The organism is Pedobacter sp. Bi27 (assembly GCF_918698255.1).
Lineage (GTDB): Bacteria > Bacteroidota > Bacteroidia > Sphingobacteriales > Sphingobacteriaceae > Pedobacter.
Window position 1 is genome coordinate 1,030,168 of the sequence record NZ_CAKKMW010000001.1, and the last position, 19,891, is coordinate 1,050,058.

23 protein-coding genes are annotated in these 19,891 nt (G+C 38.1%); 10 read left to right on the forward strand and 13 right to left on the reverse strand.

Going from position 1 to position 19,891, the window contains the following annotated elements; genetic code table 11:
* Together LQ227_RS04080 and LQ227_RS04085 are read left to right on the forward strand one after the other, a co-directional pair.
* A complete protein-coding gene (locus tag LQ227_RS04080) occupies positions 1-360 on the forward strand; it encodes a hypothetical protein (RefSeq protein ID WP_230146602.1) in 360 nt (119 codons plus the stop codon).
* Positions 361-379: 19 nt separating this feature from the next.
* Positions 380-1,363 (forward strand): acyl transferase, encoded by a 984-nt coding sequence (locus LQ227_RS04085; protein ID WP_230145470.1) that lies wholly within the window; start codon positions 380-382, stop codon positions 1,361-1,363.
* 3 nt (positions 1,364-1,366) lie between these two features.
* Here LQ227_RS04085 and LQ227_RS04090 read toward each other — a convergent pair whose 3' ends face one another.
* From LQ227_RS04090 to LQ227_RS04125, 8 genes are read right to left on the reverse strand one after another with little or no spacing between them, the layout of a single operon-like run.
* Positions 1,367-1,804, reverse strand: coding sequence for a Fur family transcriptional regulator (locus tag LQ227_RS04090; RefSeq protein WP_230145471.1), 438 nt, complete (start codon positions 1,802-1,804; stop codon positions 1,367-1,369).
* Between the two features lie 20 nt (positions 1,805-1,824).
* Positions 1,825-2,274, reverse strand: coding sequence for a hypothetical protein (locus tag LQ227_RS04095; protein WP_230145472.1), 450 nt, complete (start codon positions 2,272-2,274; stop codon positions 1,825-1,827).
* Positions 2,271-2,708: a DUF3299 domain-containing protein gene (locus tag LQ227_RS04100; protein WP_230145473.1), complete on the reverse strand. Its 438-nt coding sequence runs from the start codon at positions 2,706-2,708 to the stop codon at positions 2,271-2,273. Before LQ227_RS04100 ends, LQ227_RS04095 begins: the two co-directional genes overlap by 4 nt.
* The gene (locus LQ227_RS04105) at positions 2,705-3,142 is read right to left on the reverse strand and encodes a hypothetical protein (RefSeq protein WP_230145474.1); all 438 of its coding nucleotides are present in this window, start codon (positions 3,140-3,142) and stop codon (positions 2,705-2,707) included. The genes LQ227_RS04100 and LQ227_RS04105 overlap by 4 nt, the downstream gene beginning before the upstream one ends.
* A 19-nt stretch (positions 3,143-3,161) precedes the next feature.
* Entirely contained in the window at positions 3,162-4,373 is a 1,212-nt protein-coding gene (locus LQ227_RS04110; protein ID WP_230148329.1) for an FtsX-like permease family protein, read from the reverse strand.
* Positions 4,373-4,999, reverse strand: a complete 627-nt coding sequence (locus LQ227_RS04115) for an ABC transporter ATP-binding protein (RefSeq protein WP_230145476.1) — start codon at positions 4,997-4,999, stop codon at positions 4,373-4,375. Before LQ227_RS04115 ends, LQ227_RS04110 begins: the two co-directional genes overlap by 1 nt.
* Positions 4,992-5,156, reverse strand: a complete 165-nt coding sequence (locus tag LQ227_RS04120; protein WP_215132031.1) for a hypothetical protein — start codon at positions 5,154-5,156, stop codon at positions 4,992-4,994. The genes LQ227_RS04115 and LQ227_RS04120 overlap by 8 nt, the downstream gene beginning before the upstream one ends.
* Before the next feature lie 22 nt (positions 5,157-5,178).
* The gene (locus LQ227_RS04125) at positions 5,179-5,574 is read right to left on the reverse strand and encodes a MerC domain-containing protein (protein WP_230145477.1); all 396 of its coding nucleotides are present in this window, start codon (positions 5,572-5,574) and stop codon (positions 5,179-5,181) included.
* A gap of 86 nt (positions 5,575-5,660) precedes the next feature.
* Here LQ227_RS04125 and LQ227_RS04130 point away from each other — a divergent pair, with 86 nt between their 5' ends.
* Both LQ227_RS04130 and LQ227_RS04135 read left to right on the forward strand, forming a co-directional pair.
* The gene (locus LQ227_RS04130; RefSeq protein WP_230145478.1) at positions 5,661-6,863 is read left to right on the forward strand and encodes a GTP-binding protein; all 1,203 of its coding nucleotides are present in this window, start codon (positions 5,661-5,663) and stop codon (positions 6,861-6,863) included.
* A gap of 540 nt (positions 6,864-7,403) precedes the next feature.
* A complete protein-coding gene (locus tag LQ227_RS04135) occupies positions 7,404-7,910 on the forward strand; it encodes a DUF6678 family protein (protein ID WP_230145479.1) in 507 nt (168 codons plus the stop codon).
* A 142-nt stretch (positions 7,911-8,052) separates the two neighbouring features.
* On the opposite strand, the gene tyrS is transcribed toward LQ227_RS04135, so the two are convergent.
* Positions 8,053-9,339 (reverse strand): tyrosine--tRNA ligase, encoded by a 1,287-nt coding sequence (gene tyrS / locus LQ227_RS04140; RefSeq protein ID WP_230148331.1) that lies wholly within the window; start codon positions 9,337-9,339, stop codon positions 8,053-8,055.
* A gap of 171 nt (positions 9,340-9,510) precedes the next feature.
* On the opposite strand from tyrS, the gene LQ227_RS04145 reads away from it, so the two are divergent.
* The 6 genes from LQ227_RS04145 to LQ227_RS04170 all read left to right on the forward strand — a co-directional run bounded on the left by LQ227_RS04145 (position 9,511) and on the right by LQ227_RS04170 (position 16,071).
* Positions 9,511-10,185, forward strand: coding sequence for an ACP phosphodiesterase (locus tag LQ227_RS04145; RefSeq protein WP_230148333.1), 675 nt, complete (start codon positions 9,511-9,513; stop codon positions 10,183-10,185).
* 36 nt (positions 10,186-10,221) lie between these two features.
* On the forward strand, positions 10,222-11,721 hold the full coding sequence (locus LQ227_RS04150; RefSeq protein ID WP_230145482.1) for a hypothetical protein: 1,500 nt from the start codon (positions 10,222-10,224) through the stop codon (positions 11,719-11,721).
* A gap of 30 nt (positions 11,722-11,751) precedes the next feature.
* Positions 11,752-13,767 (forward strand): NAD-dependent DNA ligase LigA, encoded by a 2,016-nt coding sequence (ligA, locus tag LQ227_RS04155; RefSeq protein WP_230145483.1) that lies wholly within the window; start codon positions 11,752-11,754, stop codon positions 13,765-13,767.
* An 86-nt stretch (positions 13,768-13,853) separates the two neighbouring features.
* Positions 13,854-14,234, forward strand: coding sequence for a GxxExxY protein (locus LQ227_RS04160; RefSeq protein WP_230145484.1), 381 nt, complete (start codon positions 13,854-13,856; stop codon positions 14,232-14,234).
* A gap of 407 nt (positions 14,235-14,641) precedes the next feature.
* Entirely contained in the window at positions 14,642-15,529 is an 888-nt protein-coding gene (gene dapA / locus LQ227_RS04165) for a 4-hydroxy-tetrahydrodipicolinate synthase (protein WP_230148335.1), read from the forward strand.
* Positions 15,530-15,750: 221 nt separating this feature from the next.
* Positions 15,751-16,071: a hypothetical protein gene (locus tag LQ227_RS04170; RefSeq protein ID WP_230145486.1), complete on the forward strand. Its 321-nt coding sequence runs from the start codon at positions 15,751-15,753 to the stop codon at positions 16,069-16,071.
* 159 nt (positions 16,072-16,230) lie between these two features.
* Here the strand turns inward: LQ227_RS04170 and LQ227_RS04175 are convergent, their stop codons facing one another.
* From LQ227_RS04175 to LQ227_RS04190, 4 genes are all read right to left on the reverse strand, one after another.
* Positions 16,231-16,713: a GNAT family N-acetyltransferase gene (locus LQ227_RS04175; protein WP_230145487.1), complete on the reverse strand. Its 483-nt coding sequence runs from the start codon at positions 16,711-16,713 to the stop codon at positions 16,231-16,233.
* A 181-nt stretch (positions 16,714-16,894) separates the two neighbouring features.
* Positions 16,895-17,869, reverse strand: a complete 975-nt coding sequence (locus LQ227_RS04180; RefSeq protein WP_230145488.1) for a helix-turn-helix domain-containing protein — start codon at positions 17,867-17,869, stop codon at positions 16,895-16,897.
* 312 nt (positions 17,870-18,181) lie between these two features.
* Positions 18,182-18,358, reverse strand: coding sequence for a hypothetical protein (locus LQ227_RS04185; RefSeq protein WP_029278061.1), 177 nt, complete (start codon positions 18,356-18,358; stop codon positions 18,182-18,184).
* 262 nt (positions 18,359-18,620) lie between these two features.
* The gene (locus tag LQ227_RS04190; protein ID WP_230145489.1) at positions 18,621-19,862 is read right to left on the reverse strand and encodes an aminotransferase class I/II-fold pyridoxal phosphate-dependent enzyme; all 1,242 of its coding nucleotides are present in this window, start codon (positions 19,860-19,862) and stop codon (positions 18,621-18,623) included.
* Positions 19,863-19,891 lie beyond the last annotated feature (29 nt).

Genomic DNA, 19,891 nt, shown 5'->3' on the forward strand with positions numbered 1-19,891 from the left:
ATGGTTTTCATTGTTATATTAATAATCTGTTTCCTTTTACAAATGATTGCCCCTTGGTGGATCATTATTGTAATTTCCTTTGCCACCTGTGGCATTATTGGCAAAACAGGAAAAATAGCCTTTTGGCAATCTTTCCTCGCTATTTTCTTACTTTGGATCGGATATGCTTTATTTAAAAGCTTGCCTAATGATAACGTCCTTGCTGGCCGTGTGGCCGTAATGACGGGCATAAAAATCTGGTGGGCACTGTTGTTGGTTACAGGAATTTTAAGTGGCCTGGTTGCTGGTATTAGCGGTTATTGTGGTTATCAGTTCCGCATGGCAATGCTGGCGAAAAAAACTGACGAGAAAATAGCATAATGCTTCGTACTTTTGCCCTGTGAATTTAACAGCTAACGATATATTTTCTGTAAAAAGTACCGATGCGTTTAACGCTCTTGCCTTAAGCATTTTTAAGTTACAGGCCCAAAACTGCAATGTTTACCGCGAATATATCTTTCATTTAGGTGTTGATGCTGATGAGGTGAGCGAAATTGAACAGATCCCTTTTTTACCCATCAGTTTTTTTAAAAGCCATTCCATTCTCAACAGTACCGATCCTGTCCAAATTACTTTCAGCAGTTCAGGCACAACGGGTATGGTACAGAGCAGCCATCATGTAACCAATGCTAAATTGTATGAGCAGAGCTATCTACAGGCTTTTGCGCAATTTTATGGGAACATCACCGAATATTGCTTTTTGGCCCTGCTCCCATCCTACCAACAGCGAGCTGGTTCATCGCTGATTTATATGGTCAACGATCTGATCGAAAAAAGCAGGCATCCACAAAGTGGTTACTTTTTATACAACCATGATGAATTGCTGAAAACCCTCCTGGATCTTAAATCAAAAAAACAGAAAACAGTTTTAATTGGTGTTACTTATGCCCTGCTCGATTTTATAGAACAGTTTGAAATCGATTTCCCCGAACTGATTGTAATGGAAACGGGAGGAATGAAAGGGAAACGTAAAGAAATGGTGCGAGAGGAATTACATGAACAGTTAACCGAAGGATTTGGTGTAAAAGCTATCCATAGCGAATATGGAATGACCGAACTACTTTCTCAGGCTTATTCTTTGGGTGAAGGCATCTTTAACTGCCCCAGCTGGATGAAGGTTTTGATCCGCGACACCAACGATCCTTTAAGTTTAATTGAAAATGGCAGGACTGGTGGCATCAATGTAATCGATCTGGCCAATCTCAATTCTTGTTCATTTATTGCCACGCAGGATCTGGGCAGAATAAATCCTGATCAAAGTTTTGAAGTATTGGGCCGGTTTGACAATGCCGATATCAGGGGTTGTAATCTTTTGGTGCAGTAAACGTTAATTTATCTTATCCGAACAGCTTGCGCATAAACCGGTAGCAATCAGATTAAGGTGCTCTACTTTAAATCCGGCAGGAACTTTTAATGCCGGAATTTTAACGGTATCCAAACAGTAAATTTTATGACAGTTATCGCAGTTAAAATGCACATGTTCATCATGGTGTTCGTGTGCACTGCAGCCATCAGAACAGATGGCATAATTGGCTGTGCCCTGCTGATCTAAAACCTTATGTATAATTCCTTTTTCTTCGAAAGCCTGCAAAACACGGTATAAAGTAACTCGGTCAGCATTCTTGCCCATCACCTGCTCCAAGTAAGGCTGAGATGTTGCAGAATCTCTTCCACTCAAAATCTCCAGCACCTGTAAACGCTGGGCAGTTCTTTTTAGTCCGTTTTTAACCAAAAGTTTTTCGAAACGTGCTGTTTTGTTTTCCATAGCAATACAAAAATAAGCAATTAATTAATCAGTTTGGCATTTTTGATGCTTATTGGCGGTGCATAGCTCGCATCCTTTTGTTCCAATTTTAAAATCCCCCGTACATGGATGGGTTTTTCGCCATAAGGCACCGCGCTTTCCATCTCAACCATGATCATTACCGGAATACCATTTTGCCCACAAAAATAACATTGGTTGATGGGCAGGGTTGCCAAAAGAAATTTCTGTTGTTTCTGTCCGCTTTTTATAGGGATCAGGTAACCTGTTAAATCAAACTCCCTGTTCTCAAAACGTCTGATCGATTCTGTAAACAGGGGCAAAAGTTCGTTCTTTTCGGTGAGTTCAAATTTCACCGAGCCGATTACATCCCAGTTTAAAGATCGCAATTGATCTTTTGGGTTGTGCTTTTGCGTTTGTGCAGCAACTGAGCAAACCGAAAACAGAAAGAAAATAAAGTACAAATATCTCATCGTTTTATAGCATCTAAAAGAAAAAAGGTAGACCGGCTATCACCAGAATCGTTGATTATAAATTTGCCTTTCAGGGTAATGGTCTCATCGGTCCAGGTAATCGGTTTTAAAGTCTTCACTTCTATCATCGAAGGGATATCGCCCGTGCCACAATACGGGCAGGAGGCAACGGGCACAATAGAAAACATAAACTCGGTAAAACTATTGCCAACTTTAGTTGGGATGATATACCCAGGGATTTCGATTATCTTATTATCGATTGCTTTTAATGCCGGCGGAAAAACAGCCTGCCAAACCAATGGTTTTACCTGTTTATCGTATTTTAAGCCAATTAGGTTCCAGGTGGGCGTGCGCATATCGGTATGTACATTTACCTGCGCAACAGCCTTAAAAGAGATCAACATCAATAAAACCGTTATATATTTCTTCATCATAACTGTTTTGCATTTAAAAGAAAAAACTCGCTCCTATCATCACCCGAATCGTTAATAATGAATATTCCTTTCAGTTTGATCGGTTTTTCGGTGATGGGAATAGCCGTTAACATTTTCACCTGCACCATTGATGGAATATCGCCAGAGCCACAGTACGGACAGGAGGCAATGGGTACAATAGAGAACATAAATTCGCTAAATTTCGACCCTACCTTTGTGGGAATGATGTAACCAGGCAGCTCGATAACCTTATTGTGTAATGCCTTTAATGCCAGTGGAAAAACGCTTCCCCATTTCTTTGGAGCAATTTCGGCATCATACTTTAAACCGATCAGGTTCCAGGTAGGCGTGCGCATGTCGGTATGTACCTTAACCTGCGCCGCTACTACGTGAATAACTAAACATGAAACAACCAATAAAACTAATTTCTTCATTGTATTAACCTCAACCAGGTTATCTGTTTTTGGTTAAAGTTTCGGCAATATCAACCTTGTAAATCTGCATAGCGGGGATAAGCGAGGCTAAAGCGCCGATAAACAGCCCGATCCAGATTAAATATACTTCCTGTGGAATTGTAGTAAACCCCGTTAATTTTGCCTGAGAAGATTCCTGATAGGCCCCGATTACCTCAAGGGCAATATGCCCGATCAATAAACCCAAACAGGCGCCTATAAATGTAACCAAAACCCCTTCAAACATGACCAGGAAAAAGAGTTTCGATTTTGATGCACCAAGACAACGCATAATGGCCAGGTCGTATTTCCGCTCTTTCATTGCGTTATAAAGGCTGATAAAAATACTCAGGGCAGCAATCCCCATAATAAATATGGCGAACCATTGTAACGTATCAATCCCAACACCAATCAGTGAAAACAACCTTGCACTTTCCATCGCCGGAGAGGCCGCCTGCATGTTTGTACTTTGGTTAACCATCCGTGGGAAAAGAATCACCGACATTGGCGATTTATACTGAATCAGCAAGGCTGTAATCTGTTTATCGTTAATCTCTTTGGCTCCTTCAGAAACGTTACTATGGCCCTCAACATGCTTCTCTTCATGCATTTTATACACACTGCCAATATTAGTGAGGATCAGATTATCGGTTATGTTTCCCTGTGGTTTTAAAATCCCTTTTACCTGGTAAGCATGTTGTTTATGAACATCTCCATTCCCGGTTAAACCATGTGCGCCGAAAAAAAAATCGCCAATCTTGAGCCCCGATGTTAATGCAACAGTGTTACCAAGGGTTGCTTCTAAGTCTTTATGCCAAAAGCTTCCCTTTTGGATAGATAAACCGTAAAGATTGGAGAAAGTGCTATCAGTGCCAACAATCCGGTAGCCGTTATAATTATCGCCCAATGCCAATGGAACAGCCCTTTTAACCATAGGGTTCTGCATTAATTTGTAGGCATCTTTAGCAGGAATATTTCCCGTTGGGTAATCGATATGGTAAACGCTGCTTAATATCAGCTGTAAGGGGCTTCCTTTGGCCCCCACAACCAGATCGATATCCTTGGCATTTTTTTCCAGTTTGCTGCTAATCTGTGTAGACGCCAAAAAGAGAATAGACAGGATGCTCACACCAAAGGCAACTAAAATAATATTCAAAATTGTTGTTAGCTTATTCCTGACGAGGTTTTTGCTACTGATTTTAAAGATATTCATTAGAGTAGATAGGTTTTAGTAATGTGGTCCCGAACCCTTCGGTCGTGCGTGGCAATGATCAGTGCAGCTCCATTATCTTTAGCTTGGGTAGTCAGCAGCTGAATTACCTGATTGGCATTTTCATCATCTAAGCTAGATGTAGGCTCATCAGCAATCAACAGATCAGGTTTGTTTACCAATGCACGCGCCACTGAAACCCTTTGCAACTGCCCCTGACTTAATTGGTCAGGATAATTTTCAGCCAGTTCGGCAATATCCAGATCGTGCAAAAGCGAAAGATTCCGTTCATGATCTACAGGTAGCTCAGCCATTACCGCAGCAAGCGCTAAATTATCGAGCACATCAAGTGAACGAATAAGATGCGGCCTTTGAAAAATGATTCCGATATGTCTTCCCCTAAACCTATCCCTCCCTCTTGCAGGCAGCGTATATAAATCGGTTCCGTTAATTAAAACTTCACCCTGGCTTGGCTCCAAAAGACCAGAAATAATATTGAGCAGTGTGCTTTTCCCACTACCAGATGCACCGAGTAAAAGCCATTGCTCCATATCTGCGATTTCCCAGTCGGGAAATTTTATTCTTCTCCCCTTCTCATAAACATGTGCCAGTGAACTGATCTTAATCATGATGTAACACCTTTTGCACTTTTTTAACTACCAGATTTTTGATGGCATAACGCCTGTACAGTTCTATTCCATCATTTGTACCATGTTTGCAGGCAGGGTTTAACATGGTGATGAACAACAACGCCGGGATAAACAGGATTTTATAATTCTTTGACATATTAGTTAATAAGGATAAACTTTTAAAGCTGGTGATCGATGGGACAAGACTTGAGCATTCTTAAATTGATGTAATGGGCAGTCGCAATGGTAAATCCACCAAGCGGAATCAAAATCGGCTCCAGCAGCTCAATTCCCGAAAAATGCCCAAATGCAATGCAGACAAAGCCTGAAATAAGCACCAGGATTGGCATAATACGGTGATGTTGCTTTCGGTAGGCAGCACTTAAGCTCCAGATACCAATAATCAATGAAACTGCAATCATCGTAATTTCAACCGCTTCATAGGCCAGAAACCCCATACCCCACATCGGCAAAACAGTGATCAGGAATGGTAATGCTGCGCAATGTATGGCACAAAGTGTTGAGGCGGAAATGCCGATCCGGTCGAGGTTGATTTTATAGCTCCGTAGTTTCATTAAAATAAATTTAGTCTGCAAATATAAAAGCAATATGGTTGCATTTAAAATAATCAAAGCTATATTTGCAACATAATTGCATTAACATGATAAAGAAATTACCAGTAACCGTATTGAGCGGTTTCTTGGGCAGTGGTAAAACGACACTGCTCAATGCTATATTAAGGAATAAGCAAGATTTAAAAGTGGCCGTTATTGTGAACGATATGAGCGAGGTAAATATCGATGCCGCTATGGTTAAAGATCAGCATACCTTATCTAAAACCGATGAAAAACTGGTAGAGATGAGCAACGGCTGCATCTGCTGTACCCTGCGGGAAGACCTGATGACCGAGGTGGAAAAACTGGCAAAAGAAAACCGATTTGATTATCTTTTGATCGAAAGCACGGGAATATCTGAACCCATTCCTGTTGCACAAACATTTTCTTTTATTGATGAGGCTTCGGGTATTAACCTGAGTAGATATAGCCGGTTAGATACAATGGTAACTGTTGTAGATGCTTATAATTTTTACAGGGATTTTGGTTCGGCAGATAAACTTGCTGACCGCAACATGGTTGATAATGCGGCTGATAAACGCACTATCGTAAACCTACTTACCGACCAGATCGAATTTGCGAATGTAATTTTATTGAACAAGACCGATCTGGTAAGTGATACCGATATTAAGGTCCTCAGGGCGCTGATTGCTAAACTGAACCCAAGCGCCAAGATTTATCAGACGCTTTTTGGAGAAATAGATCCGGCTTTAATTTTAAACACAAAACTGTTCGATTTTGAATCTGCATCTGAAGGAGCAGGATGGAAAAAAGAGCTTGAAGAAATCCATCAGCCCGAAACCGAAGAATATGGAATAAGTTCTACCGTATTCCGTTCTAAAAGACCTTTTCACCCTGAAAGATTATGGCATTACATCAATAAGGAATTTCCGCAGAATATTATCCGATCAAAAGGCATATTCTATCTTGCTGCCATGCCAGAGCAAGCCATTAATTTTTCGCAGGCAGGCGGTTCCTTACGCATCGACCCGGCAGGGGTTTGGTGGGCAAGCATGCAGCAGCATGAACGTGAACAATACGTGGACTACCTGGAAAACAGAACTGAAATTGATGCAGATTGGGATAATGATTTTGGAGACCGTAAAAATGAACTTGTTTTTATTGGACAGGAAATGAACAACGATGAATTAAAAAAATCACTCGAATATTGTCTGTTAACTGATACAGAAGTAAAAAATTATAAAACAAAAAACACCTTTAAGAACCCTTTTGAACATATTTTACCTTAAAATGAAATAATAGTCGATGAAATGAACAAAATGGTAGTTTTTCGATGATATTCTTAGGTTTTATTTTGCGTAAATTTGATTTGCCCAACCAAACTTACGCTTATTATGGAGCCTACAGAAGAATTAACTTTAGTTAAAACCCGCTTATCTTGTCCGAAGTGTAAAAATTTCGAAACCTACAGGGTACCCAGGGGTTTTCTCTTTAAAACGCTTATGCCATGGATTTCAGTTAAGAGGTACAAATGTTATAAGTGTTTTAATAAGTTTTACGTATTTAATTAGCATCTATAAGTTAGCATCTCATTTAAGCCACGGAAGTGGCTTTTTTCGTTTCAGGATGAAATGTTCTGCTAAAAGCAGATCGCATTATTTAAGCGCGGTATGCTGCAGTTTTTTAAACACATATTCTTTATAACTTGCCCCAATGGGCGAGGGATAATCTTTAATAACTTCTTAAATGTTATTTTTGGTATTAAATTTCTTTAATGAATATTATATATACTTTATCATAATTGATAGAATTTTAAAACCAGGGCTAAAATGGACATTAGTGAGAGAAAGGATTTTTACAGTGATTTCTTCGGAAACCCTGAAATTTCCGAAAGAGAAAAGTATAAATACTATACCTCAAACGATCCGGATATTTTAGCGGAAAAAGAGAAAATAAGAAAAATTGTTACAAAAAAAGGGCTGTCGTCAGTAATGAACGATACAAAATGGTTGAAACTTCAAAATGCAATAAAACAATTGCCTTTCCCACCTCCATATATAGACAAACTCATTATTGATGACAAGACTTATGAAGAAGTTAAAATAAGTAAGGCTCCACATTGGTTAGGAAATTGGGACCCGTTTTACAATGAGGGCATGCATTTGTTTTTTACCATTGAGTACATAAAAGTACGACCATGTTATGCGGAGCACAGCGGAACTTTAGTTGGCCCTAAAATATTTGACGAAACCGAAGAATTTAAACTCCTTTTAACAGCGTTGAATATACCTTATGAAGAAGATGAGGGAATTTTCACAATATTCGGATACAGATAAATACCTTCATAATCCGATTTTCGTGACTCATGAGCGATATGGATTAACGGAGGCTGATGCGGAAGATCAACCTCCCGTTCAATTTTAAATTCGAGCCCAATGAATAGATCTTTTACTGTCAGTTTCATTGGGCCTGAAAATTTTATTCAGCGATTAAAAGGAAGTAGTTTTTCTTTCCTTTCTGTACCACAATAAATTTGTCGTTGATCAGATGCGCGGTATTGAAAACCTGCATAGGGTCAGCTACTTTTTCTTTATTTACGGAAACACCTCCACCTTGTATCAATTTCTTAGCTTCACCTTTAGATGGAAAAACATCTGTTTTTTCTGCCAACAAAGTAGCTGCATCAATCCCAGTGCTTAATTCTGATTTTGAGATATTAAACTGCTGAATACCTTCGAACATTTCCAAAACTTGTTTTTCCGATAAACTTTTCAGAAATTCAAGTGATCCGTTTACGAACAAAAATTCTGAAGTTTTAATAGCAGTTTCTAACGCTTCTACCGAATGGGTTTTTATAGTGATATCTTCAGCTAAAGCTTTTTGAAGGATACGACGATTTGGTGCCACGTCATGTTCTTTTTCTAAAGCTTCTATTTCTTCTTTACTTTTCAAGGTAAAAATGCGGATCCATTTTTTCACATCATCATCTGATGCATTTAACCAAAATTGGTAGAATTTATAAGGAGAAGTTTTCTCCGGATCCAGCCAAACTGCACCACTTTCTGTTTTACCGAACTTGGTTCCATCTGCCTTTTTAATCAATTGAGTGGTAATGGCATAAGCTGTTCCTGCATCTTTTCTTCTGATCAGCTCCGTACCGGTAACAATATTGCCCCATTGATCTGATCCGCCCATCTGTACCAAACAGTTTTCATTTTTCCATAAATGATAAAAATCGTAACCCTGGATCAACTGGTAACAGAACTCAGTAAAAGATAGGCCAGAATCACCTTCCAAACGTCTTTTAACGCTATCCTTTGCCATCATGTAGTTCACGGTAATGTGTTTACCTACATCTCTTATAAAGGTAAAAAGATTCATATCCTTAAACCAATCGGCATTGTTAACCATTACAGCGCCATTTCCACCTTCTTCAAATTTTAAGAATTTAGATAATTGCTTTTTCATCCCTTTCAGGTTATGCTCAATCATTTCAGGTGTCTGAAGATTACGTTCATCAGATTTCCCTGAAGGATCGCCTACCATACCTGTAGCACCACCAACTAAAGCAAACGGCTTGTGACCAGCATTTTGAAAATGAATCAGTGTCATGATCTGCGTTAAGTGTCCAACGTGCAACGAATCTGCAGTAGGGTCGAAACCGATATAACCAGAAGTCATACCCTCGTTTAACTTTTCCTCAGTATTCGGCATAATATCATGCAGCATGCCACGCCATCTTAACTCTTCAACAAAATTCGTCATTGTACAAACACTTTAATAATGTGCGTGCAAAGATAAAATTTTAGCTTAGTTTAAAGCAAATTAGTTGGTTTTGTAAATGAGTTATCGCAATTACGCTTTGCAACCCCATAACCTTACCAATATTTTACCATTGGCTCTTTACAACCATACAAGAAAACATTACCTTGCAAAATGAACTTTTTATCCCATTATTATTTCGACCGGACAAATAATGATGCCAATGTGGTAATGGGAACGGTTTTGCCAGATCTGATTAAAAATGCTGCAAAAGAGGCAAATTTATATCCACAGAAGAATGAATTCCTGTTTAAAGGAAATCCTGATGAAGAAAACCTGCTTTTTGGCTGGAAAAGACATTTAGCGGTCGACCTGCTTTTTCATTCCTCTAATTTTTTCCTTGAGAAAACCACCGAACTTAAACAGCTCATTAAGCCCATTGTAGAAAATACTGCCGTCCGCCCGTCATTCCTCGCGCATATTGGCTTAGAACTTTTATTGGATCATTTATTGGTAACGCATAATCTGGTTCATGTGAATCATTTTTATGATAAACTCGAAGCGGTAAAAAAAGAATCATTAAGCGATTTTCTGGAGCACTGCAACCTGAAAGATCCAGAAGTATTTTTCAACTTTCTGGAGAAGTTCATCAGCAGTAAATACCTGTTGAGTTACCAAAAACTCGAAAATATCAGTTATGCCCTTAACAGGATCTGTATGCGTTTGTGGCCAGAAACGTTAAATGAAAAGCAGTTGCAGCAGCTGACTTTTGAACTCGGGATTTTTAAAACCGTTCTAGAAAAAGATTACATGGATATTTTTGAGGAGATTGAGGGAAAACTGGTTTGATTATTTTGATATATTTGGGCAAAGCCAAATAACTAAATGAAAATTAAACTAATTCTCTCCCTATTAATCATCGTTTTGCAGTTCAACACTTTCGCTCAACAGCAGATTAATGTTATCAAAAAACCCACCTGGAATATCCGAGCCTCTTATGATAGCAGGTACGGTACAAAAGTAGATTTATCCGGTAACGCCATCGCTATGATTGTTGATGTCCCGAAGGCCGATTTCGCCGTGGTTACAATTGATGATAAGCTAAGCCAAAAGTGGCTCACCGAACTTTCTGGTTTCCCAATGGCGATCGGAAAATTCAAAAACAACATTATGGTTGTTGCCTCCACAGACCGTAGCTACTTTAAAAGTTTTACCAATCAATTTATCGCTTATCTGTTGGAAGAAAAAACAGGCAAAATACTTTCACAAAAGATAATTTATGACGGCAGTAAAGATTTTATTGAGGCACCGGAATTCTTTTTCTCTAATGACGGCTCCTATTTCAAAATGGCTAGCAGGTTAACAGGGGTAAAACGTAAAGTACATGTTGGCTTACCAGTGGTCGGTTTTTTAACTGCTCTTAAAATGGATAAGGATTTTAATGAATCGCAAAGCTATACTGTAATCGATTTTAATGACAAGTTGGAGCAGATCCAGAAAATGGAGCCCGAAATGCCAGATGGCGACAGTTGGAAGGCATCCTGTGGAGATGATGGCAGTTTTATCATCAGTACGGTAGATGCTCCGAAGGGAAAATGTAATGTGGCCATTTATTTAAGCAGCAACCCCAGCCCACTTAAAACCGTAAGCATTCCTGTTGATGCTTTTAATCAGGATGAGGTATCGTCAATAACTTTTGCAAGCAGTAAAAAACCATTGATCAATTATATTGGTATATTCTATAAAAATATAAACAAAGAGCGTTCTACCTTGATTGCAAGAATTGATTTTAATAACGGAACGTTCACTTTCACCAAAGAAGTGTTTGACAAGGCTCATGTTAAAGAACTGCAAAAATCTTTTGTACCAGCCAATAAGAAATTCGATGACCTGGATTTCTCCGATGCCAAATACGTGAACATCAGGCACATTTCAGAATACAACAATACACTCCTTGTTGCTATTTCTCCAAAACGCAGTGTCTCCGGCAGCCATGGCTCATTTACATCCGAAGGATCAGTCCTGATGAATGGATATGATGCCCAGATGAAACCGCTTTACCACCAATTTCTACCTCGCGCTTATGCAAGCAGCAGTATGGGAGAAGGTTCAGAGGTATCATTTAATCAGGCAGAAAATACGCTTCGCATCCTGGCCAACCAATCAGATGGAGGTTCAGTTGCTACCATGTATGCTGAAATGGATCTCGGATCGGGCACAATAAACAAAATCAATATGATTCCGAAAGATGACATCAAAAATTCTTATTATGCCAATACAGAATCGATCAGTTGGTTAAATAATAGCTTTGTTATTCCATTCGTTGAGCGTATGGGCATTTTTAGCAAGAAAGTAGATTTACAGCTTTTACAACTAAAATATTAATCACTCTGCTCCTTTTTCTATATTTGTCTTATGTCACTAACTGCAATAAAAGAAGAAATGGATGCCCTGGTGGCCGAACTAAACCAGCACAATTATAACTATTATGTGTTGGCTATGCCTACCATTGGCGATTATGAGTTTGATAAAAAATTAAAACACCTTGCCGAGCTCGAAAAAGCAAATCCTGATTTTGCAGATCCAAATTCACCTACGCAGCGTGTTGGCGGAGATATTACCAAAAATTTTATTACGGTAAACCACAAATACCCCATGTTATCGTTGGGGAATACCTATAATGAACAAGATCTCCGCGATTTTGATGAACGGATCCGTAAGGCGATTGGCGATAATTTCCAATATGTATGTGAGTTAAAATTTGATGGCCTGTCTATCAGTCTTACTTACGAAAACGGCAAACTTTTACGTGCAGTTACCCGCGGCGACGGCACCAAAGGTGATGATGTAACCAATAACGTAAAAACCATTCATACCATCCCACACCAGATCAAATCGGCGGTTGCGCCCGAACATTTCGAAATCCGTGGGGAAATTTTTATGCACAAAGCGGCCTTTTTACGCTTAAATGCTGCCCGTGAAGAACTTGGTGAGATCCCTTATGCAAACCCTAGAAATTTTGCTTCGGGCACTATAAAAATGCAGGACAGCAAAGAAGTGGCCAAACGACCCTTAGATGGTTTTATTTATTTCTTATATACCGATAAAAACGAATTTAAAACCCATTGGGAAAGTTTAAATGCCGTAAAAGACTGGGGTTTCCATGTTTGTGAACATAACCGATTAGTTTCTAACATCGATGCAGTTCTGGAATTTATCCACCATTGGGAAAACGAGCGTTTTAAACTGAGTTATGATATCGATGGTATTGTAATTAAGGTGAACAGTTATGCACAACAGCAAGAATTGGGTTTCACCTCTAAATCTCCACGTTGGGCCATTTCATACAAATACAAAGCGGCAGAGGTTGAAACTGTATTAGAAAAAGTAACCTATCAGGTAGGGAGAACAGGCGCAGTTACGCCAGTTGCCAATTTAAAACCTGTTTTATTGGCCGGCACCACGGTAAAACGCGCTACATTGCACAATGCGAACGAAATAGATCGTTTAGATTTACATGAAGGCGATACCGTTTATGTAGAAAAAGGTGGTGAGATTATTCCAAAAATTATCAAGGTAAATTTAGATAAGCGATTGCCTGGAGCTACAAAGGTTCAATATTTACACAACTGCCCCGAATGTGGAACAGAATTAATCAGAAGAGAAGGAGAAGCAGTTCATTATTGCCTTAACGATGAGGGTTGCCCTCCGCAGATTGTTGGAAAAATTCAGCATTTCATTTCACGCAAAGCCATGAATATTGATGGGCTCGGTGATGAAACTATTGAAACCTTTTATAAGCATGGCCTTGTAAGGCACATCAGCGATTTATATACCCTGTACCAAAAATCAGATCAACTGAAAACCTTAGACCGTTTCGGAGAACGATCGATCGAGAATATGCTTGCAGGAATTGAAAAATCGAAAGAAATGCCTTTCGAGAAAGTGCTTTTTGGCTTGGGTATCCGATATGTTGGTGAAACAGTTGCAAAGAAAACTGCCGCTGGCGTAAAGAATATCGACAACCTTTCTAAAGCTACTGTAGAGGAATTAATTGCCATTGATGAGATCGGCCAGCGAATTGCAGAGAGCATTGTTGAGTATTTTGGAAAATCTGAGCATTTACAGCAGGTAGAATTATTAAAATTAGCCGGATTACAGTTTGAAATTGAAGAAAAAGTAATTACGCTTGATAGTGATAGACTTATTGGAAAAACATTCGTAATTTCGGGCGTTTTTGAAAAATTTAGTCGCGATGAACTAAAAGATATGATTGAGGCTAATGGAGGCAAGATGCTGAGCGGTATTTCGGGCAAATTGAATTACCTGGTAGCAGGCGACAATATGGGTCCATCGAAATTAGAAAAAGCGAATAAACTAAACGTTCCGATCATCAGCGATGCTGAGCTTTTAGAAATGATAAACGGTTAGTTGACCACAAAGACACAAAGAACACAAAGTTAATTGATTAAAAGCATCCCTATTGCTTCAAAATAAATTATTTTAAAAATTAAGGGATGACTGAAAATGAAATTGCTAAATTAATTGTTAATGCTGTGTATCAGGTTCATGTTGAACTAGGGCCAGGATTGTTAGAGTCGGCGTATGAAGCTTGTCTAGTTTATGAATTGGTTAATGCTGGATTGCAGGTTTCCAATCAAATATATCTTCCTGTTTATTACAAGGACGTGAAGTTGAATTGTAATTACAGAATAGATATTTTGGTTGAAAGAAAAGTTATTATTGAAGTGAAAGCTGTGAGCATCCTTAAAGAAGTCCATCTCGCACAAACAATAACCTATTTAAAACTTTCCAATTGTAAGTTAGGATTACTTATTAATTTTAATGAGGCAAAAATAAAAGATGGAATAAAAAGAGTTATAAATGGCTATTTATAACCTAAATAAAAACCTTGGTGCCCTTTGTGGCTTCGTGGTAAAAACAAAAAACTCACTCATCATTGAGGCAAAAATAAAAGATAGAATAAAAGAGTTATAAATGCAATTTATAACCTAAATAAAAACCTTGGTGCCCTTTGTGGCTTCGTGGTAAAAACAAAAAATTCACTCATCATTGAGGCAAAAATAAAAGATAGAATAAAAGAGTTATAAATGCAATTTATAACCTAAAATAAAAGCCTTGATGCCCTTTGTGGCTCCGTGGTAAAAACAAAAAACTTACTCATTATTGAGGCAAAAATAAAAGATGGAATAAAAGAGTTATAGATGGCTATTTATAACCTAAAAAATAAAAACCTTAGTGTCCTTTGCGGCTCCGTGGTAAAAACAAAAAAGTAAATTATATAATGAACAAATTTCAGGGTACTGGTGTAGCATTGGTTACACCTTTCAACACAGATGGATCAGTTGATTATAACGGCTTAAAAAACCTGATTAATCATTTGGTAGACGGAGGGATAGATTACCTCGTTTCTTTAGGTACAACCGGCGAAACCGCTACAATGACCAAGGACGAGAAGAAGAAGGTGTGGGCCTATACTGCTGAAATTAATAACAATAGATTACCTTTAGTTGCCGGCATAGGTGGCAATAACACTTTGGCCGTTGCTGAAGATATTAAATCTTTCGATACTAACGGATACAGCGCCATTTTATCGGTTAGTCCTTATTACAACAAACCTACGCAGGAAGGAATTTATCAGCACTATAAATACTTAGCAGAAATTTCTCCTTTAGATCTGATTTTATACAACGTACCTGGCCGTACCGGAAGCAACATGAGCCCGGAAACTACCTGCAGACTGGCGTATGATTTTAAAAACATCATCGCGACCAAAGAAGCTTCAGGAAGTTTTGATCAGTTTAACCAGATTATGAGAGATAAACCTGCAGATTTTCTTTTAATTTCTGGTGATGACCCGGTTACCTTGCCAATGATCGCTTTAGGTGCTGCAGGGATTATTTCGGTAATCGGGAATGCTTTACCTAAGCAATTTTCTGATATGGTGAAACTTTGTTTAGCTGGCGATTATAAAGCGGCCTTGCCTGCTCATTTAAGCTTAATAGAATTTACCCGTTTGGCTTTTGCTGAGGGAAATCCGGCAGGAATAAAAGCGGCATTAAAACATTTAGGTGTTTGTGGCGATACAGTAAGGTTGCCATTGGTTAAAGCTTCTGTGGCGTTAGAAAAATCGATTATTGCAGAGATAGAAAAACTAAGCGAGGTGGCTTAAACACTTCCCAATTAATATTTTAGAACAGATTGTTTGATTTTGCTGAAAAGTAAATAAAGACAATCTGTTTATTTGTGTGTAAATAAAAAATTACGTAAATAAATCAGCTGACAATCAATACCTTAAAACAAAGTTCAAAAACTATAACGCTCCAAAAGTTTTAGGAATATTAAAGGCATCATTATTGAGTTGGCTTCGATACACACAAATAAACACACACAATGAAAAATGTATTATGTATTGCCATGTTGGCCGTAATGGTCAGCGGCTGCGCCCTACGCGCTAAGCCGAGCAGTGAATCATCCAATATCCATGTTGGATTGAACGAAAATGATTTTAAAGATTCTCATCGCCGGGCCACTTTAGTTTACCTGGCTAATGATTCAACAATCTACGAAGTTTATAAAGGTTCGGGAGAAAGATCGACGTTTTCTGATTTCTATTATTTTGCACAAAAAAAACTATACAAATTTGAGCAAAAAACGCATTACTTCAATAACACAACCGTGAAAATAGAAGAATCAAAAGCTAATCAGAAATAAGGGAGATAAACATGAAAAATATAATTTTAATTGTTTTAGCATTAACCATGCTGAGCTGTAGGGCCTTTGTTGGCTTCGAACCTACTTTTACGACATAAGTCATTCAGATACTAAAAACAACAAAAGGTCTTTGAAATTATTTTCAAAGACCTTTGTTTATCATGCAATCAATTTATTTCTTCTTTCCATCAGCAGGTTATCCTGCCAAACACCTTTTGCCTTTCCTATTTTTTCGCGATAGCCCACTACCCTGAACCCTGCTTTTTCATAGATTTTCAATATGGCCGAATTTTGCAAAAATATCCCAGCCTGAAGCATCCAAACGCCCTTATTTTCACTCTCTTTAACAAGCGCGTCTAACAGTAAAGAACCTATTCCCTGGCCTTTATAACCATGTTTAACATACACTTCTGTCTCACCTACCCTACCAACATCATAATTCGCCGATACTGGCAAAAGCGCGCTCCAACCTATAATTTCTTTACCTTTACAGGCCACAAACCTACAAGCCTTAAGGTGTGACGAATCCCAGTTTTCCCAAGAAATATCAGGGGTCCTAAAACTTGCAGTACCAGTATCGATTCCTTCCTGATAAATGGCACTAACCTCATCCCAGTCTGCGGCACGCATTATTCTTATCATAGTATTAATCAATTTTGGCCAATATAAGCCTATGAAACCTAATCGTTTATGTTTGTTGCACGAAATTAGCCAAACATGCACCTTATAGCACATAATACAGAAGCAAGTTTGTCCTGTATTATAAATCGACACAACTACACAATAAAAAGTACCTTAAGAGCGACTTTCTGTAACAGAAACGTTAAACTAAAGTTTTTTCTTGATCGAGGGTTCTCGAATATTCAACAGGACTCATTCCTACCAGTTTTTTAAAGGAGCTATAAAAAGCGCTCCGTGAAGAAAAACCTGCGCTGTAGGCGAGTGCCTCTAGCGTAAAGTTCTGCATGATATCAGGGTTGCGGATACTTCCTTTAATCCAATTTACACGATATTGATTGATATAATCAATAAAGCTCTTATTGAAATAGCTATTTAAGACAATGGAAAGTTTATGACTGCTTAAACCAATCTCTTTAGCAAGAGATTGAAGCCTGACATCTTTATGCCTGAATGATTGATGTTTATTAATATGCGATTCTAATTTTTGTCCCCACTCTTCCAATTCCTTATTTTTGGCTTTCCCTGAAAAATTTTTCCTGATGGATAAAAGTGTAGATGCCTTAACATTTAACAAAGAAGCTACCAGCTCTAATGGCAAGCGGTCTAAATAGCCTGGATTCGTTTTGGCAAAATACAGATATCTTTCTTTGGCGTTTCCTACCCGTATAATGTGCGCTCTTTGCTGTGCATCTTTATAATATTTTTCTAAAACAACCCTGAAAATATAATTCAGTTCGAAATGATGCGAAAAAAGACGATTGAGTTCATTATTATGCATGGCCAGCAAATGGGTATCTTCAACGGCCACAACATACTCTTGTGAATAGCCAGATCCATGAAGCCCTGATATAGAACTAACAAAATCATTTTCAACCGAAATATAGGTGGTAATTTTTTGTTTATTATGCGTAGTACAGCCCATTAAGGCCCCTTTAACAATGAAATAGATGTATTCGCATACTTCGTTTTCATTGAACAATATCTGATCTTTTTTAATCCTGACTGTTAAAAGATGTTTCTCAAATTCTTCTTTCAATTTAGCATCTACAGCATGTATGCTACTGAGTACATTCAGTACATAACCCACTTCGTCACTTTCCGCTTTATTGTATTGCAAATGTTTTGGTACCTTATACTGTTAATAATGTTAACACTTCATACCATAATTGGTATGCTCAGGATGCTATTTATTTACCTTACACCAAGCTTCAAATAAATAGTAAAATCGAAGTTTCAGCTTAATGTTTGTAACCCAAATAGACTATCCAGCAAATAAAAAGAAAGCTAACGAAACTTAAGCAACGAAAGATAATTTGTCTTATATATTTTACAGTAGAAGAAAATATTAATAAGAGATAAAGGCAAAACCTATTCATAAAAAAAGCCCCAGAAGATTTCTGAGGCTTTTCATTATAATATTTTTGATCGCTTAAGCTTTGTTTTTAGTTTCCTGAACCTCTAAACGGATGGCCTGAGCTAAATTTTTCAAATCCTGCATACCTTTACGTATACGGGTTCCAGCTGCGCTGTTACCTTTGTTATAAAATTTGTCTGCATCAGCTTCTAAAGCTGCCACTAAACTTTTTACTTCTTCGAATTTTTTCATTTTTAATTACTCCTATGGTTCTTTAAGGTTTTAGTTTTTAATTATCTTACTCTAATTTAAAGGGTTTGGTGAAATAAAAAAATTTTTAGAACAATAAAAAACAGCCCTCTACACCGTTTTTTTCCACATTCTATGCTTTTATAAACATATTTCCCACAAAAGAATTAGATCAAGTAACTGAAATACAGATTTTTACAGAAAAAATTCCAACAAAAAAGCCCTTTAAACGTATTTAAAGGGCTTTGTAAAATTTTCATTGATCTTAAACGGTAGCGAAAAGGTTCTCTTTATAATATCCGTTTTCTAATTTTTCAGCTACTTCACTAAAAGCATCTAAAGTACGTTGTACATCTTCCAGTGTATGAACAGCCGTAGGAATTAAACGGAGTTCGATCATACCTTTTGGAATTACCGGATAAACAACGATTGAGCAAAAGATGCTATAGTTCTCGCGTAAATCATAAGTAATTGCAGTAGCATCAGAAAGTTCACCTTTTAAGAAAACCGGTGTAACTACCGAATCGGTAACACCTAAATCGAATCCGCGTTCGCGTAATCCTTTTTGCAGGGTCATTGCAATTTCCCAAAGTTTATCTTTTAACTCAGGTTTGCTTTTTAGCAACTCTAAGCGTTTTAACAAACCGATTACCATTGGCATTGGTAACGCCTTGGCAAAAGTCTGAGAACGCATATTATACCTTAAGAAATTGGTAATTTGCTCTGTTGAAGCAACAAAAGCACCAATACCCGCCATAGATTTGGCGAAGGTTCCAAAATAAACATCAATTCCATCGATACAGTCTTGTGCTTCGTGTGTACCTGCACCGGTTTTACCCATTGTACCGAAACCATGCGCATCATCAACCAGGATACGGAAGTTGAAATCTTTTTTAAGATCAACAATTTCCTTCAATTTACCCTGAGCACCGCTCATTCCAAAAACACCTTCGGTAATTAAAAGAATACCACCACCAGTTTCTTCAACCAGTTTGGTAGCACGCTCTAACTGCTTACGGGCACTTTCAATATCATTATGTTTGTAAACAAATCGTTTACCCATGTGCAAACGTAATCCATCTACAATACAGGCATGCGATTCTGCATCATACACCACTACATCATTCCTGTCAACCAAAGTATCGATAATCGATACCATACCCTGATAACCGTAGTTTAATAAAAATGCATCTGGTTTGCCCACAAACGCTGCAAGTTCTTGCTCCAGCTGTTCATGATAGCTTGAGTTACCGCTCATCATACGGGCACCCATAGGGTAAGCCATACCAAATTTTGCCGCAGCTTCTTCATCTGCCTTTCTAACTTCCGGGTGATTGGCTAAGCCTAAGTAGTTGTTTAAACTCCAAACCAAATGCTCTTTTCCACGAAACTGCATGTGAGGTGCAATTTCTCCCTCTAATTTTGGAAATGAGAAATACCCATGAGACCATTTCTGGTGCTGCCCAAGTGGGCCCATGTGCTTTGCTATCTTATCAAATATATCCAATGTATTATCTGTTTTTTTAAAATAAAATT